Below are 17,383 nucleotides of genomic sequence, written 5' to 3' on the forward strand. Positions count from 1 at the left end.
AAGACTCAAAAAAACTACCTAATCATATTAGGTAGTTACTTTAATAAGGCATCTCCTGTTCGTTCATCCGTAATTAATACATGAATTAATCCACCTTCTAATGCTGCCCGGATCGCTTCAATTTTTTCTTCTCCTCCAGCGACACCAATGACTAGCGGGATTTCTTTCAACTTTTGCGGGCTTATGCCCATTACCCTGTCGTTCCATGGGTGGGGATACACTTCTCCTTGGTGATCAATAAAGTTATAGCAAATGTCACCCGCTACATCCTTCGCTTGAAGAATATCCTCCTCACCGCTTGTCATATAAGATTTCACCATCGTTGAATGCTGCGGAACTCCGCCAATCCCGACAACCGCAATATTTGATGTTTCTCCTAATTCAATCACTTTTTTGATTGACGGCTGCCGTATCAGTACATCTTTCGCTTCTTTCGTATCAAGCATGACAGGCACATGTAAAAACTCACATTTAGATTTGAGTGCCTCTGTGCATCTCGCAATAATATAATTGGCATGGATATCAACATCTTCGTTTCCCACACCCCCGACAAGCGGAACAAATGTCACGGATGGGTAGTGCTGAACTGACGTAAGCGCTTTCGCCATTTCATGCAAAGTCGTTCCTGAGGAAAAACCGATGACTTGTCCATCCTTCATGACTTTTAATAAAAAGCCTGCCGCCGCAGCGCCGATTCGGCTTTTGGTTGTTTCTTGGCTGAGCGTTTCCACACAGACGACTTCTCGCAGCCCATATTTCCGCTCTATTTTTCTTTCTAATGATCCATATTGTTGATTCACTTCATCATGAATAATGATTTCCACGATTCCTGCTTCACGTGCTTTTGCCAAATATTTCGATATGAGCGAACGGCTAACCCCAACAGCTTCTGCTATTTTAGATTGAGTGGCGCCTTCTTCATAATACATATGCGCAACCTTTATGAGCAGCCTTCTTTCATCATGGAATGTCATAATAACCCTTCTTTCCGCTTAAGTGTTCCCTAACAAATGATATCTAAAATAACATTTGTTAAAAACAGATTAAATGAAAAAAATAACAGAGTCAATACTAGAGACGTGCTCTCTCACAAGAATGAAAAAAGCCGCACATGAAGCGGCGGCTTTAAAAGATATTTTTATTCATTTGTTTGATGGCTGCTTTTTCAAGTCTTGAGACTTGTGCTTGAGAAATCCCGATCTCTTCAGCGACTTCCATTTGCGTTTTTCCCTGGAAGAAACGTTTGCGGAGAATCATTTTTTCTCGATCATTCAATCGGCGCATTCCCTCTTTTAAGGCTAATTCCTCTACCCATTGTGTGTCTTTGTTCCGATCATCACTAATTTGATCCATCACATAAATCGGATCTCCTCCGTCATTATAAATCGGTTCAAACAAAGAAACAGGATCTTGAATCGCATCTAGGGCAAAGACAATTTCCTCATGAGGCACTTCCAGCACTTTGGCAATGTCTTCTGCCGTTGGCTCCTTGCTTGTCTCACTAATCAGCCTCTCACGGACCTGAAGCGCTTTATAGGCAATATCTCTTAGTGAACGAGACACCCGAATCGGGTTGTTATCACGCAAGTATCGACGGATTTCTCCTATGATCATAGGGACCGCATAAGTTGAAAATCTGACATTGTGGCTTAAATCAAAATTATCAATTGATTTCATTAATCCGATACAGCCTACTTGGAAGAGATCATCCACATACTCGCCTCTGTTGTTAAAACGCTGAATCACACTTAAAACCAACCGCAAATTGCCATTGACTAGCTTTTCTCTTGCTGTATCGTCACCTTCATCTTGCAGCTGTCTGAACAATTTTCTCATCTCTTCGTTTTTCAGAACAGGCAGTTTGGAGGTGTCGACTCCGCAGATTTCCACTTTATTTCTGGACACTTTTTTCCCTCCCTACAGGAGCTGTTGTACAAAGTTCAGTATCTCCTTGGGATGGAAAAATATGCACGAGTGATGATGAGAATCATGAGAAAAGAAGTTGATTCCTTTGACAGCAAAGGGACAGAGCTTTCAAAAAAATTTTTTTAGACCATTTTGTTAAATTCTTTTTGTAATCGTTTAATAATTCTTTTTTCAAGCCTCGAAATATACGATTGAGAAATTCCTAGCATGTCAGCGACATCTTTTTGGGTTTTTTCCTCACCGCCAACCAAGCCGAATCTAAGCTCCATGATCTGCTTTTCGCGGTCATTTAATTGTTCCAGCGCTTTTTTCAAAAGTTTTTTATCTACATTTGCTTCAATATCCCGTGTGATAATATCATCATCTGTTCCAAGTACGTCTGATAAAAGCAGTTCATTTCCGTCCCAATCAATGTTGAGCGGCTCATCAAACGACACTTCTGAACGAATTTTATTATTTCGGCGCAAATACATCAAAATCTCATTTTCAATACATCTCGAAGCATATGTCGCAAGCTTGATCTTTTTTTCTGGGTTAAATGTATTGACTGCCTTAATTAGACCAATAGTTCCAATACTAATTAAATCCTCAATATTAATCCCTGTGTTTTCAAATTTTCTTGCGATGTAGACCACCAACCGCAAATTTCTTTCAATCAGGATAGCCCTTGCTGTTTGATCACCTTTTGGTAATTTGACAAGCAGTTCCTGCTCTTCATCCTTTGATAATGGCGGCGGCAGCGCCTCACTACCACCAATATAATAAATCTCATCACTCTTAAGACCTAGCTTCATGAGGAGTTTATACCAGTAGTAAGTGAGTTTAAATTTTAATTTTTTCATCTTCTTCTCCCTTCTAAATGTCAAGTTGACCTCGTAAGATAAAAGACATCACCAAAACTTAAGACACCCCTTGGATGATTTTTCCGTCTAACATATCTGGATGAATGATGGATTGAAATTCCTGATCTGCTGATAAACCGCTCAGACTCATGCCTACAAAACACTTGGCTGGCTGGATCATATGCGTTTTTGAATAAATGATGACCGTATCTGGTTTTAAGCATAGAAGAAACCCGTGATCATGACCGACCGCTCGATATGGAACAAGTCTTAAACGGTCAAGAAGCGGAAATTGATCATTGAGCTTTTGCATCACTTCAACAGGATGAGACTGCTTCATAAGCTCTATAAATGGCTCTCCGCAAATGGACATGAGTTGATCTGCTTGAACGATCATCACAGGTGTTTTCGTCATAGGATCATACAGCTGATTGCCAGAATCGACGAGTCCCTTTAAGCGGATGGTCTCTCCTTGAATGTGTATCTCCGCAAGGACTTGTTCATCAAACTGTCTTTTTTTCGCACCGACCTCTCCTAATCGTTTCTTTGAAAACAGCCAAATCGCAGGAAAGCCGGTTAAAACGAAAAGCCAGCTAATGGGATCACCAAAGCCATCATTTTGTGAAATCAGCAGCCCGTCTTGAATAACAGTATTGGTTTGTAAAAACGAATGAACCCCGATCATGCCTCCTCCCATCAAAAATGTGACAAAGTAAAAAGCAAACAGGTTTTGAAAAAAGAATCGAAATCTTTGAAATCCAAAAGTTGCAAGCACGATCAAGACAGAAAAAAGCAGTTTGCCTAGAGGGTGTGACACAAACATTGCAAATGGTGTAAAGAGCAAGAGAACAATGCTCGATCCAATCAGAGCTCCTAACATATATCGCCGTTTTTTTACTTGTCGTTTGAGAATAAATGCAGTGAGTAAGAGAAGCAATAGATCAAAACAAAAGTTTAACAGCCAAATCACATCTAAATAAATGACCACCTTCTGCTCCTTTCATCTGAAACAAAGAATCAAAAGCAGTACTTGCACTTGTTTGTACCAGTATAAAACAGCCAAGAGATGGAAGTCTGTCAATTCTTGTTGGGGATGATAGAGAACTTTTGGTGGATTGTTATTGTTTTTGTCGAGGAATGAGAGCACAAAGAAAGAGAGTGTGCTTCCGGACAAGCTTACAAACAATCATTCGAAACGAAAAAGACACGCTCCAAGGAGTCGTGCCTTTTTTAAGTGTTATTTTACATTGATATTTAATGTGCCTGGGGCCTTTTGTCGAGTAACATTTCCATAATCATCCCGCACAATCACTTCAATGACTGCACCTTTTGCTTTGGCGGTAGAAGTAGCTGTCCAGTAACCTTCATATGTTCCCTTGGCTACCTCGCGAAGCGGCAGCTCTGTTGTATTTTGCAGCTTTGATCTCGCGTTTGTCAGCGGCATGTGAATGACAAACGTTGCGTCTAGCTTTTCTCTGCTGTTAAATGAAATTTTAACAGACTCACCTGATGATAGATTGACATTCTCTGCTGGTGTCAGCTCAGAAATCTCAGGCGCTTCGTATTGAACATCGATATCGACTTTTTTAGTCGTTTTGTTTCCTGCTGCATCTTTTGCTGTTACTTTGATCGTATTTTTCCCGTTTTCAAGCAAGATTCTTGCAGAATATTTCCCATCTTTTATTGCTGCTTTTTTTCCATTCACAGTGACTTGATCAAGATGATCATCCGATACCTTTCCTTCTACAGTGAGTGATTCTTTGTTAGACTTTTCCCCTTTTTTTGGTGTATCTATCGTTAACACTGGGGCTGTTTGATCAATGATCACCTTGACTGATTTGGACTTTTTCGTTGCGCCTTTATCCGTAACAGTAGCAGCCGTGAATACATGCTCTCCGCTTGACACTGTAACCTTCTCTTTGAAAGCACCCGACTGATCTGCTTTCACTTTAGCAATCTCTTTATCGTTTTGATAGATCGCTACATCAAGCCCTGGAGAGGCTTTCCCTTCAATCTCCAGTTCATCTTTGTTCGTGATCGTTCCAGCCTTTGGAGATGTTATTTCTGGCACATCTGCTTCATATTGGACAAGCGCACGAATCATATAATTTCCCTCTTCTTTTGGAGAAGGAGAAAAGGCACCGCTTGTCAGCTGCCAGCTTCTTTCAGCATTTGGTCCATCTTCATCTGTTGCAAGGCCTGGAGATTCCGTATTCTTTTTCGTTTGAATATAGACAAGATAGAAATCTCCATCCACCGTAATGGCTTGATCTTCTAAATCTACTTTTGTCCATTCACCATTACGCAGCGCATTCGCTTTAAAAGGTCCCGCAATTTTCTCACCTGGAGCGCCGTCCTTCCCAGAAGCATCATACACTTCAACCGCAAATTCATTCCCGCCAGGGGCTGGCCACTCTGTTGTCCAGAAACGGAAAAGCCCCCCTGTGACCTGTGCTTGTTTCTTCCCTTTTTCTAATGAAAATTTCACCGCCCAGCCATTACCAGGATCATAGAACGCCCGTGCATTTTCAGCTGTTCCGTCATCGTAGCCAATTTCGCTAGCAAAACCGATGAAAGGTTCCAGCTTGATTGCTTTTTCAAGCGGCTTTTCTGTCACATCGGCTGTAAACGAATATCCTTTAAACCCTTTCGCAAATACTTTGACTGTATACACACCGCTCAATGCCTCTAGAGAAAACTCGCCAGATTCATCTGTTTTCACCGGCTCAATTTTCGCATCCTCTACAAGATAAACCGTAGCATCTTTTACTTTTTCACCCGTTGTTTCATTGACAATTGTGCCAGATATCGTTCGTTTTTCTAGTGGCTGTAACGAGAAATTTGCCTCTGCTTGATCATTTGCAGAAATATTGACTTTTTGTGTGCGTGATTCAAAGCCATATGCTTCAGCTTTCACTGTAAATTCCCCTGCACCATGAGAAAGCTGATATCTCCCTGTCGCTTCATCTGTGTACGTGGACTTGCCGCTTTCAAGAACACTGATTTCTGCCTTCATCGGAAGAGCTTTGATAGATGGGGCATCTAAGCTTTTTTCCTTTTTCATCTGGACATGTTTTTCTTTTATTTTAGCAGGCTTTGCGCTTTTCGGATCGACGGGTTTCTTCTGCTCCTGTGCTGGCTTTTCTTTTTTGATGACGCCAAGCTGTTTCTTTGCCTTTTGAGGCAAGGCTTGATCTGTTATTTTCACATCATCTAAATAAAAACCGTCTTTTGTCACACTGCCATCCGTTCTTAGCTGAAAAATAACTCTCACGTTCTGACCTTTGTAAGCAGATAAATCTACTTCTCCTTTTGTCCATCCACTTGTTTTGCCTGTGTAGGCTGCCACTTGGACAGCATCTTCCCCCTCAGGCTGCACATGAATATGCACATAGTCATAATTTGCTTCAAGGTCATGCCAGTATTGATATTGTAAAAAGGCGGAGCCTGACTCAGGTACAGCAATCATCGGCATAGATAAATGAGCATCTGTTTGATTTTCATAAGGACTGTCTAGGTTTGTAGCATAGACATGATCTCCAGTAAAGGCCTTTTTCGGACCGGTGGTCGGCTTCCCCCACTGCCAAGGATCTTTTGTTCCACCACTGAACCATCCACTTGGCCAAGCTTCAAAATCTTGCGAGTAGCCAGTCGTGATGGATGTTTTAATCGGAAGCGTATACGGTTCTGATGCAGCTTCATTTTCTCCAAAATCTTTCACAATCCATCGGTACGTGACGTTTTCTCCCTCAAGTTCTGGGAGCTGAACAACATATGTCCCTTTTAAATGATTTCCATCCGTTCGCTTTGCTTGCAGCGTCTCCCTTTTCCCTTGATCCACTTGATAAGTCAAGGAGACATTTGTCACAGCTACTTCATCTTCTGCTGTAATACTTAGAGGTGTTGGCGTAGAGGCAAAAATTTCATTCGGTCCTTTATGAGAAAAAACAGGTGGTTCTGTATCTTCTCCTTCTTTTGTTACCTGTCCTTCAATCTTGCCAATTCCATCTGTTAATGCTGTGATGGCTTCTTTTGCATCAACTAATCCTGCCCCATAGCCATTGTTAGGGGATTCCGGGAATTGCTGATCTGTCAGCGGTTTTGCAGTATCAATGAGAATTTCTTCGATCTCTTCAACAGACAGATCTGACTGTACTTGGCGCAGAAGAGCCACAACAGCTGAAACATGCGGACCTGCCATCGAGGTTCCATTCCAGCCATCCTCATATCCTTTCCCAGGAATAGAAGAACGAATATTTACCCCTGGAGCCGCAATATCTGGTTTCATGACCCCATATGGAGAGGGGCCTTGCAAAGAGAAAGAACCCAGTTTGTTGTTTTGATCTGTTGCACCCGTCGCAAAGGCTTCGGGATAGTTCGCAGGATTTGCAATAGATCCCTCACCGCCAGGGTTAAATAAATCCGTATTACCAGCTGAAAACTCTGGGAAGATGTCCGCTGCTCTCCAAGCATTGACCACATCTTTATACCAATCATCAAGACCAGGCCCACCGCCCCAAGAATTATTGACCACATCTGGCGCCTTTTCTGGATGAGGGGTTCCGTTTTCATCTTTTGGAGCTAAAATCCATTCACCTGCGTCAAGCAGATCAGCATCTGATCCACCATCTTCTGAGAAAGCTTTCACCGCGATCCATTTTGCACCTGGTGCGACTCCAATTTGATTCTCTCCATTTGGCTCAGAGCCAACCATCGTTCCCGTTACATGTGTACCATGCTCTAAATCATCGTATGGCGCTTTAGAACCTGTCGTTGCATCGTACCAATTGAATTCATGAGAAGGTTCATTCGGACGTGCAGGGTCAAATCCGCGGTATTTTTCTTTTAATGCAGGATGATCCCATTCCACACCTGTATCAATACTTGCCACAACGGTACCAGTTCCGTCATAGCCTAAAGCCCACGCTTCTGGGGCATGAACTTGAGAAATATTCCACTCGATTCCATCTGCTGCTTTGATTTGTTTGTTTTTCTTTGAAGTCTTCAAATCAACAGGACGATGGATTTGACGGATTTCATTTGGCAGCACTTGATCTACTTCTGGGAAGGAAGCTATCTTTTCCATGACTTCTTTCGTTCCCGTCACAGCGAGACCATTCACAATATAGTACGAATGAATATCCTTCACTTGCTTTTTCTTCTGGGCTTTTTGTAAATAAGCAAGCAGCGCTTCCTGCGTCTCTTCAGACGTCGCTCTTAGTTCTGATACGACAGCTGATCTTTTTGTGTACTGCGTTTTAGCAGCTGTTAACTTTTGTTTTTTGGCTTTTGACACAGCATCCTTCGCCACTTTTTTGACATTGGTTTGTTCCTTCATTTTGACTAAAAAGGTCACCTTGTCTTCTTGTTGAAACTGTTTCATTAATCTAGATGAGATCTTTGCTTTTGTTTTCTTGGAGGAAACAGCTTCCTCTTGATATGAGGTAGAAGTCGATTTTGCTTGAACCATCCCAAAGCTTGTCATCATTAAAGTACCAATCACCAAAAGACTCATCAAACGATAGCCGGCGGTTTTGCGAAACTTCACTTTCAATCAAATCCCTCCTCCTCAAATGGTCAAACAGTGTATGGGTTTAACTCCTCCCTTTCCTTTGTTCATGACAAGATTCATGGTGTTCTATTTAATGTAGTCAAATAAAGTTCATCATTTTGTCGCTTTTTGTAATAGGATTTAAAAATGATTCTTTTTACTTAATCACTCTAAGTCGAAATACATATGTTGGATAAAGTAACCCAGACACATTTAAGACTTTTTGATTAGTAGTGATGCGGGTTTCTTTATATATTGGACATGAAAAAATCCCCTTCCGGTGGAAGGGGATGAGAGATACTCGATTAGCGTTTATTACGGTTGCGCAAGAACGTTGGGATATCCAGCGTATCATCACTTGATTGTGTATTTTGTCTCGGTTGAGATGATGGCTGCTGATGTTCCTCACGTTTTACTTCACGCTTTTGAGGAATGGATTGATTTTGCTTTAATCCTTGTCCTAATGGATTTCTTTGTGGTTTTGTCACTTCTGGCTCTTGCTCAATAAATCCAGTAGCGATAACAGTTACCACAATTTCATCCTTCAAGTTATCATTAATGACAGAACCGAAAATCATGTTTACATCTTCATCAGATGCAGAAGCCACAATGTCCGCTGCTTCTTGTACCTCATAAAGACTTAGGTTCGTACCACCAGTAATATTCATGATGACACCTTGTGCACCGTCGATTGCCGTTTCTAGAAGTGGTGAAGAAATAGCTTTCTTCGCAGCTTCAGCGGCACGATTTTCACCAGTCGCAACACCGATACCCATAAGAGCAGAACCTTTATTGGACATGATTGTTTTCACGTCAGCAAAGTCAAGGTTGATTAAACCTGGTGTAGCAATAAGATCTGAGATCCCTTGAACACCTTGTCGTAGCACGTTATCTGCTGCACGGAATGCTTCAAGCATTGGCGTGTTTTTATCAACAATTTCAAGCAAGCGATCGTTTGGAATCACAATTAAAGTGTCAACTGCTTCTTTCATAGAAGCAATTCCTTCGACTGCTTGAAGCTGACGCTTTCTTCCTTCAAATGTGAAAGGACGAGTCACGACTCCAACTGTCAATGCACCAGAATCTTTTGCGATTTTTGCAATGACAGGTGCAGCACCCGTACCAGTTCCACCGCCCATACCAGCAGTAACAAAGACCATGTCTGCGCCTTTTAATACTTCTTCAATCTGTTCTTTGCTTTCCTCAGCAGCTTTTTTACCGACTTCAGGATTCGCACCTGCTCCAAGCCCTCTTGTCAGCTTAGCACCGATTTGCATTTTCGTTTCTGCTTTTGATAGATTTAACGCCTGTGCATCTGTGTTGACTGCAATGAAATCGACACCTTGTACGTCATTTTCGATCATTCGGTTGACTGCGTTATTTCCGCCTCCACCTACTCCGATTACTTTAATTGATGCTAGGCCGTCTATATTTGTTTCAAACTCCAACATGCTGAATCCTCCTAATCCGTCGAAAATCTAATTCTATTCCCAGAACATATTAAATAGTTTTTTCATTTTGCCCGGTTTTTTATTTGTCTCTTCTTGTGCTTTTTGTTTTACTTTCGGTCTTGGCTGCGCTTCTTTCACTTGTGGTGCAGAAGAAACCGGCTCCATGGATGCGCCTACTTCATGAAACGCCTCATCCGGCATTTGGAATCCAACTTGTCTGCCCTGAATCTTTGCATTGCGATAAGCAAAGTGGATCAGACCCACTCCTGTCATATACTGAGGTTCTCTCACCCCAATATAATTTGGACTTGCAATTCTAACATTGTTTTGCAAGACCGTTTGTGCAAGAGAAAGGATACCTGGTATAGCTGCCTGTCCACCTGTTAGAACGAATCCGCCAGGCAAATCATGGACACCCATATTTCTTAATTCCTCTGCCACAAAGAGCAAGATTTCTTCCAGCCGAGCCTCGATGATATTAGCCGCCTCAAGCTGTGTATACGTCTGTTTCTGATCGGTACCGATGACAGAAACTTCAAATGTTTCCTCAGACGATGCCTCATCATAAAACGCATGTCCAAATTGTTTTTTAATTCGTTCAGCTTCTTCAGTAGAAGTTCTAAGTCCTATAGACAAATCTTTTGTAATGTTCTCTCCGCCCAAAGGGATACTGTGAGTAGAATAGAGATGCCCGTTTTCAAATACGGAAATCGTTGTAGATCCGCCGCCAATATCGACGAGAGCTACCCCTAGATTTTTTTCATCTTTCGATAATGCTGCTGAGCCCGATGCGAGCGGCTGCAAGCAAATATCCATAATTTCAATTCCAGCTCTTTCTACACATCGGAGCCAGTTATGTAGAATCGTTTTAGAACCTGTAATTAACGATCCATCCACCTCTAGCCGAACACCAAGCATTTTTTTCGGATCAGTGATCTCATCTCTTCCGTCGACGATAAATTGTCTCGGGATGACGTCTACGACGAGATGTTCTTGAGGAATAGATACTACCTGTGCAGCATCTAAGACACGTCTCACATCTTCAGCATGTATTTCTTTGTTTTCACTAGATACTGCGACCACGCCGCTCGTATTCTGAATATGAATGTGGTTTCCGTTAATTCCGACAATCGCCTTTTGTAAAGGAAAACCTACCATTCTCTCAGCCTGTTCAAATGCTTGTCTAATAGAATGAACTGTCTCATCTATATCAACAATCGATCCTTTTTTTAACCCTTCTGAAGGGACATTTCCAACACCTATAATGTTAAGCGAATCATCCGCCATTTCTCCGACGATGACTTTTATATTGGATGTACCGATGTCAAGGCTGACGTAAATTTCATTGTTGTTCATTCTATGGCACCTCCTCACATATCAATACTTTCTATTCTATTATTTGCTGAACAACAATACAATGAATGTGTTTTTACAAGTGTGTAACAAAACTTAAAAAATCAACATTTTTTATTAGGATTACTGAAAATATTCGTTACATCATATGTATATCCTTTTTTATGACTCACTTTTTTTCTTTTTTTCTCTAGAAATTGTCCATTTTGTTAGTAGAATTCTTCGAATAACTGCTATATTTTGAAACAATCTAACGCCGAAAGCAAACATTCCGACTAAATACAAGTCTACACCAAGATGGACGCCCAGAAAAGCTAAACTTATTGCAAGTATAATATTAAAGAAAAAGCCTGATACAAACACTAGTTCATCGTATGCCCCTTGCAGATGTGCCCTGATTCCACCAATCAATGTATCAAGCGCAGCAAGTACAGCGAGGGAAAGATAATTAGAATACTCATTCGGTATCGTAAAATTTGTTAAGAAACCGATCGCAACTCCTATGATTAAGCCAAGTACAGGAAGCCACATTAAGATTTTCCCTCCTTTACATCGTCAAGAGGCTTCAACTCGTTTAACTGAATTGCACCGTCATATGCTTTTAATTGAATTTGCTGCTTCGGCTGGCTAATACTTAAGCCGAAATTTTCCTGAGCAAACAAATCACCAATATCTGATACATTTAAACGGCTGTATAATTTGTCGGCCTGGTCGCTGATCATCTTGATGGTCACTTCATCACCATCTAAGCTGTAGCCATCCATTTTCGTCGTGCCATTAATATCTCGAATCACACTTGTATTAATCACACGGTGGTCATTAATGGAAATATGTTTTGCCCCATACATATTGGCTTCGTTGATTAGCTTTTTCAGAAGATCAGGGGGGATATTTTTCACTTCTTCCCCGGTCAGATCCTTGGAGAAGAGCTGAGAGATGTCAACTTCAATTCCCTCCCCTGTCACTTCTGTAAAACCAGCCTTTTCTTTTAAATCTTTTAATGTTTTAGTTAGTTGAGCTTCTTTTGATTGATCTCCTTGATGACCATACTTTTTCAGCATTTCATCGTATTTATCAATTTCTTTCAGCAAATCCAATTCTTTACTTTTAGATGCAGATAAATCCTCTCTTAGCTCCCACACATCGCGAGTATCACGAACTTCGGGCTTTTGCAATGAATTAAATTGGATGGAGACCATGATGCCGAATATCACCATTAAGGCTGTCAAACTAAGTAAAGGCTTCTTTTTCCTCAACACCACTCACCTTTTCACTTTTAATCTTTGTGTTTTAAAAGAGGATTCATACGAATATCCTTTTTTTCAATCGTCATCGAAATGTGATCACTTGTCAGCTGATCGACTACTCCTCCTGCAATATTTAATGCAGGTATTAACACAGCCGGATCACCAATAGCAGAAATAACAAATGGCGCTGGATGCTGAACACCGTCAACTGTGACAACTGGGCCGTTACAATGTATGTATGATTGGTGTGTAATTCTCTGTCCATTAATAGATACGGCAGAGGCCCCTGATATAAACAGTTCGTTTATCACATGAAAAATGTGGCTCTCATGAACAATGTAATTATTGACATTTTGTCCACTCGGGATATAAGATGCATCTTCAAGGGATACTTTTACCCCTTTTCCTTTTACACCGATCTCTCCTGTAAACATCCTGTATTTCTCAACATCTTCCAATACATTAAAATACTGCTCTTTTTCATTTTTCAAATTGGACTCAGTGGCTTGAACCTGTGATTGAAGACTGTATAATTCTTTTTCAAGTTTCTGATTCGCCTTTTCTTGCTTTGTCAGCTGACTTTTCAAGGAGTATTCTTTTTTCCATTGCTCTGTTCGAATGACATCTGCCTGATGCTGCTTAGTATATTGGTATGAAAAAGAAATCAGAAAACCAAGAACAAGCATGACAATTGAGAATATAACTGTTTTGCCTCTCAACGTTCATCTTCCTTTTTCTTAGATTTAAACGCTTCAAAATACGTCGCGACTTCCATATGGATTGTGCCTTTTTCAGATGGCGAAAGTTCTTTTACAATGGCAGGATAGGTTTTCATTTTATCAGCGAATGTTTTAATTGATGCAATCACGGTGTTCCCGTCATTCATATAAAATTTAACGAGCCACTGGTTTGAGCTTGTTGGCACATAATATATTTCTGAGATGAGTTCCTGAATAGAGGCTGGCAGCTGATTTAAAGATCTAACCGTTTGCTTCAGCTTCTCTTTATTGTCCCAATCAACAAAAATAGGTCCTGCATGACTTGGTGTGACTTCTTCTGGTAATGCTGTCCCATTTTCAAGAAGCTCATAGTATAAATTTCCCTTTTGAAGATACGCAATATTGGCATATTCCTTGACAGCAATACTAACCTTATTTGGAAAATGTTTTTTGATACTGACACTTTTAATCAGTTTGTTTTGCTTAATATGATCTGCTGTTAAATCTTTATTTAAATTCCAAAACTCTGTTTCGCCTTCTTTAATCTGGGAAAGTTTCACAAGCTGTTTTGTAGGGACATGCTCATTACCCGTAATAGTTAAAGAAGAAATTTTACTGATTGGTGTCTGCAAATAAATAATGATTAAAACCATGATAAAAAACAGTAGAATAAAAGAGATTAGTCTCCGATTCGCTTTCTGCTTCCTTTGTTCTTTAATTTTAGGAATTCGTTCTTCTATATTGACGATCTTTTCATTTTCATGATCAGGCCGCATATATATTCTTCACCCCATTCAAAGCTGCTTGTCCACACCTTTGGGTCATCTTTTGATGAGAAAACAAACGGCATTCTTTCATGCCGTTTGTTTTCCTGTGATGCCATCATTCATAAGACTTGCTTTTATTTTGCTTCACCGATAATTTCTACTTCTGTATGCATTTCTACATTGTAGTCATCTTTAATTTTCTTTTGGATGTACTGGATTAAGTCCAGCACGTCTTGAGCAGTTGCCCCGCCAGCGTTCACAATAAAGTTGCCATGCATATCAGAGATTCTTGCTCCACCAATTTGGTACCCTTTTAAATTCGCTTTTTCTACAAGCTGTCCTGCATATTCAGGCAGCGGATTTCGAAAAATACTTCCGGCACATGGTCGATTATAAGGCTGTGTTTCCTTGCGATAGTCTTTATTTTGCTGCATTTTCTTTGTGATTTTCTCGCGATCATCCTGTTTGAGCTTAAACACGGCCTCGAGAACAATGCCTGGTCGTTCCTTTTGAAGGACAGACGTTCTATAGCTAAAGTTCATCTGTTCATTTGTTAGCCACTCGATGCTTCCATCTTCAAATAAGATTCTCGCTTTCACAAGAATCTTACTGATATCAGATCCGTGCGCACCTGCGTTCATATAAACAGCGCCGCCAATAGACCCTGGGATACCAGCTGCAAATTCCAGCCCTGAAAGACCCTGCTTACTAAGAGACGTTGCAAGCCTTACAACAGAGTAGCCGCCGCCAACTGTAATTTCTTCATCATTTACAGTTAAGTGATCAAGTCCAGCGCCTAACTTCAGGACGACGCCACGTATTCCTTTATCAAGTACGAGTAAATTTGACCCTCTTCCAATAACCGTCCAGTCCGCGTGGTGTTTTTTTATCTGATCCATGATCGTTTTAACTGAATCGATATCTTTAGGAACGATCAATAGATCTGCCGGCCCGCCTATTTTCATTGTCGTATGATTTGCAAGCGGCTCATTTTCAAGCACTTTACCGACTTGCGCTTCTAATAATTCATTCTTCAAGTTCTCCATATTACCCTCCGCCTTACCTAATATCATTCCATCATGTAGTCGTAATTTCTTTTAATACATTATATAAACGTCCAGCCGCATCTGGTACTCCAAGTTCTTTTGTTAAACGGCTCATTTCGTTTAATTTTTCTTCATTACCAGCAATTTCATCAATGGCATGAAGGAGGCTTTCTCCAGAAAGCTCTGATTCTCTTAAAACGATTGCAGCGTCATGCTTTTCTAGTGATCTTGCATTGATTTCCTGGTGATTTGCCGTCACGTATGGGCTTGGAATAAAAATAGTTGGAATTCCAAGGGCTGTTACTTCAGCAATCGTTGTGGCACCGGCTCTTGCAACAATCACATCAATCGATTTCAAGTACTCCGGCATTTGATGCAAGAAAGGCTTTGTGATCATATTAGGTGCTGCACCTTTTTCCTTTAGTTCGTTCAGCACTTTTTCATAATGAACCTCACCCGTGATATATAAAAGCTGATAGTTCTTAGCCTTTAATCCATCTTGCATGTCAATAACTGCTCTATTAATTGGCGCAGCCCCCCGGCTTCCGCCAAAAATAAGAACCGTTTTTTTCGTTTCATCCAGTCCAAACTCCTTCAGAGATTTCCCCTCTTTTATAGAGACGACTTCAGAGGCTCTAGGGTTTCCCGTAAATACAACCTTTTCAGAAGGAAAATGTGCCTTTGCTTCTTCAAAGCAGATGGCTACCTTATCAACATATCTTGCTAGAAACTTATTTGTGATACCAGGCAGGCTGTTCTGTTCGTGAATAATGGTCGGGATTTTCAGCTTAGAAGCTGCATAAACGACAGGGCCGCACACATAACCACCTGTTCCAATGACCGCATCTGGCTTTAATTCCTTTAAGTAAGATTTGCTTTTTTGAACGCCTTTTAGAAATCTCATCACCGTTTTTACGTTATCAAAGGAAAGCTTTCTTTTAAAACCTGAAATTTCTATGGACTTGAAAGGGATATTTTCTCTTTCTACAATTTTCTTTTCAAGTCCATTTTCAGTACCAATATATAAAAATTCTACATCAGGATGCAGTCTTTTCACTTCTTTAATAAAAGCTAAGGCTGGATAAATATGTCCGCCTGTTCCGCCTCCACTGATTACTATACGCATTATACCATTTCCCCTCAATTTTTTTCTGCTCTGAACAAAGTATAAACCCTGTTTTAAACAACAGGGCTCCGTTAAAACCTGTAAAGAAGAGTCAAAAAACATGTTTCCAATACAAAATCTGTCATTTCTACTCTTCAAATCATTTTTTTGTACTTTTGCAAAATAAATGTCATCATGGTTTCATGAACTAGCAGCACTAATATCTAGCGTACCTGCTTACATTTAAGAGTACGCCAATTGCCATCAGCATTAATGTCAGTGATGAGCCGCCATAACTTAGGAATGGGAGCGTGATACCTGTCACAGGGATAAGTCCAGTAACAACTGCGATATTAATCATCACTTGAATGGCAACCATTGAAATAATACCAACTGCTAGGAAACTTCCATATAAGTCTGGGGCTCCAAGTGCTATTCGTATGCCTCTCCATAATAGAACACTAAAGAGCAGCAAAATGAGTGATCCTCCTATAAAGCCGAGCTCTTCAGACAATATTGCAAAGATGAAGTCTGTTTGAGGCTCAGGTAAATAAAAGAATTTTTGTCTACTTTGACCGAGACCCATTCCGAACAGACCGCCTGGACCAACAGCGTATAAGGATTGAATAATTTGAAACCCACTGCCTAGTGGATCTTCCCAAGGATTTAAGTACGATGTAATTCGTTTTATGCGGTAGGGCGCTGATAAGACTAGTGCAGCAAATCCGCTGAGCCCTAAAAGACCGAGAAATATAAAGTGAGCAATTCTCGCACCTGAAACAAATATCATAATAATACAGGTTCCAACCATTACCGTCCCTGTTCCCAAATCTGGCTGCAGCATGATGATGGCAAATGCAGAAAATACAATGCCTAATGCTGGTGCGAAACCTTTACGAAAGGATGTGATATTTTTTTGTTTTTCAGATAAGAATTTTGCAAGAAACGCAATCATCGCAAGCTTCATAAATTCAGAGGGCTGAATACTAAACGCACCGACACCGATCCAGCTTCTTGATCCATTTCTCTCCATACCGATACCAGGAATAAGTACAAGCAGCAAAAGGAGAAAACAAACAGCAATCAATATCTTTGACCAAGTCCGCCACGTCCAATAATCGACTCGCATAATGAAAAACATCGCGATAACTCCGATTCCGGCAAACAAAAGCTGTCTTTTTGCAAAATAAAACGAATCATCAAATTTATACGATGCCCACACAGCACTAGCGCTGTACACCATAATTAAACCAATCGTCAATAAAAGTAACGTAATGACAACAAGCAAAAAGTCCGGAGAAGTTTTCTTATTCGTCAAGAGACCGACACCCCAAGCATAATTTCATTTGGGCTGTCAGTCATACGAGAGACAAGCC

The 17,383-nt window shown here is 40.7% G+C and carries 14 protein-coding genes; all 14 read right to left on the reverse strand.

Annotation, left to right across the window (positions count from 1 at the left end):
* Positions 1-35: 35 nt before the first annotated feature.
* The 14 genes from M1D84_RS11425 to spoVE all read right to left on the reverse strand — a co-directional run bounded on the left by M1D84_RS11425 (position 36) and on the right by spoVE (position 17,325).
* Complete coding sequence (locus M1D84_RS11425) at positions 36-974, reverse strand: sugar-binding transcriptional regulator (protein WP_216100349.1); 939 nt, start codon at positions 972-974, stop codon at positions 36-38.
* A 151-nt stretch (positions 975-1,125) separates the two neighbouring features.
* Positions 1,126-1,905: an RNA polymerase sporulation sigma factor SigG gene (sigG, locus tag M1D84_RS11430; protein WP_024424250.1), complete on the reverse strand. Its 780-nt coding sequence runs from the start codon at positions 1,903-1,905 to the stop codon at positions 1,126-1,128.
* A gap of 143 nt (positions 1,906-2,048) precedes the next feature.
* Positions 2,049-2,768, reverse strand: coding sequence for an RNA polymerase sporulation sigma factor SigE (gene sigE / locus M1D84_RS11435; protein ID WP_007499746.1), 720 nt, complete (start codon positions 2,766-2,768; stop codon positions 2,049-2,051).
* A 58-nt stretch (positions 2,769-2,826) separates the two neighbouring features.
* Complete coding sequence (gene spoIIGA, locus M1D84_RS11440; RefSeq protein ID WP_332284431.1) at positions 2,827-3,756, reverse strand: sigma-E processing peptidase SpoIIGA; 930 nt, start codon at positions 3,754-3,756, stop codon at positions 2,827-2,829.
* A 249-nt stretch (positions 3,757-4,005) separates the two neighbouring features.
* A complete protein-coding gene (locus tag M1D84_RS11445) occupies positions 4,006-8,322 on the reverse strand; it encodes a S8 family peptidase (RefSeq protein WP_257802867.1) in 4,317 nt (1,438 codons plus the stop codon).
* A gap of 302 nt (positions 8,323-8,624) precedes the next feature.
* Positions 8,625-9,770, reverse strand: a complete 1,146-nt coding sequence (gene ftsZ / locus M1D84_RS11450; protein ID WP_024424252.1) for a cell division protein FtsZ — start codon at positions 9,768-9,770, stop codon at positions 8,625-8,627.
* 33 nt (positions 9,771-9,803) lie between these two features.
* Positions 9,804-11,126 (reverse strand): cell division protein FtsA, encoded by a 1,323-nt coding sequence (gene ftsA / locus M1D84_RS11455; protein ID WP_024424253.1) that lies wholly within the window; start codon positions 11,124-11,126, stop codon positions 9,804-9,806.
* 159 nt (positions 11,127-11,285) lie between these two features.
* Positions 11,286-11,654: a small basic family protein gene (locus tag M1D84_RS11460; RefSeq protein WP_003210988.1), complete on the reverse strand. Its 369-nt coding sequence runs from the start codon at positions 11,652-11,654 to the stop codon at positions 11,286-11,288.
* On the reverse strand, positions 11,654-12,379 hold the full coding sequence (locus tag M1D84_RS11465; RefSeq protein WP_151863087.1) for a DUF881 domain-containing protein: 726 nt from the start codon (positions 12,377-12,379) through the stop codon (positions 11,654-11,656). Before M1D84_RS11465 ends, M1D84_RS11460 begins: the two co-directional genes overlap by 1 nt.
* A gap of 20 nt (positions 12,380-12,399) precedes the next feature.
* Positions 12,400-13,089, reverse strand: a complete 690-nt coding sequence (locus M1D84_RS11470) for a DUF881 domain-containing protein (protein WP_024424255.1) — start codon at positions 13,087-13,089, stop codon at positions 12,400-12,402.
* Positions 13,086-13,865, reverse strand: coding sequence for a cell division protein FtsQ/DivIB (locus tag M1D84_RS11475; RefSeq protein ID WP_024424256.1), 780 nt, complete (start codon positions 13,863-13,865; stop codon positions 13,086-13,088). Before M1D84_RS11475 ends, M1D84_RS11470 begins: the two co-directional genes overlap by 4 nt.
* Before the next feature lie 125 nt (positions 13,866-13,990).
* Positions 13,991-14,902: a UDP-N-acetylmuramate dehydrogenase gene (gene murB, locus M1D84_RS11480; protein ID WP_034623687.1), complete on the reverse strand. Its 912-nt coding sequence runs from the start codon at positions 14,900-14,902 to the stop codon at positions 13,991-13,993.
* Positions 14,903-14,933: 31 nt separating this feature from the next.
* Positions 14,934-16,028: an undecaprenyldiphospho-muramoylpentapeptide beta-N-acetylglucosaminyltransferase gene (gene murG / locus M1D84_RS11485; RefSeq protein WP_332284435.1), complete on the reverse strand. Its 1,095-nt coding sequence runs from the start codon at positions 16,026-16,028 to the stop codon at positions 14,934-14,936.
* A 196-nt stretch (positions 16,029-16,224) separates the two neighbouring features.
* Positions 16,225-17,325, reverse strand: coding sequence for a stage V sporulation protein E (spoVE, locus tag M1D84_RS11490; protein ID WP_024424259.1), 1,101 nt, complete (start codon positions 17,323-17,325; stop codon positions 16,225-16,227).
* Positions 17,326-17,383: the final 58 nt, after the last annotated feature.

The organism is Bacillus sp. PK5-006 (assembly GCF_054161415.1).

Bases quoted from the DNA above. Each gene is read 5' to 3' on its own strand.
- M1D84_RS11425 (WP_216100349.1), bottom strand. From the start codon at position 974: ATGACATTCCATGATGAAAGAAGGCTGCTCATAAAGGTTGCGCATATG.
- sigE (WP_007499746.1), bottom strand. From the start codon at position 2,768: ATGAAAAAATTAAAATTTAAACTCACTTACTACTGGTATAAACTCCTC.
- ftsZ (WP_024424252.1), bottom strand. From the start codon at position 9,770: ATGTTGGAGTTTGAAACAAATATAGACGGCCTAGCATCAATTAAAGTA.
- ftsA (WP_024424253.1), bottom strand. From the start codon at position 11,126: ATGAACAACAATGAAATTTACGTCAGCCTTGACATCGGTACATCCAAT.
- M1D84_RS11460 (WP_003210988.1), bottom strand. From the start codon at position 11,654: ATGTGGCTTCCTGTACTTGGCTTAATCATAGGAGTTGCGATCGGTTTC.
- M1D84_RS11475 (WP_024424256.1), bottom strand. From the start codon at position 13,865: ATGCGGCCTGATCATGAAAATGAAAAGATCGTCAATATAGAAGAACGA.
- murB (WP_034623687.1), bottom strand. From the start codon at position 14,902: ATGGAGAACTTGAAGAATGAATTATTAGAAGCGCAAGTCGGTAAAGTG.
- murG (WP_332284435.1), bottom strand. From the start codon at position 16,028: ATGCGTATAGTAATCAGTGGAGGCGGAACAGGCGGACATATTTATCCA.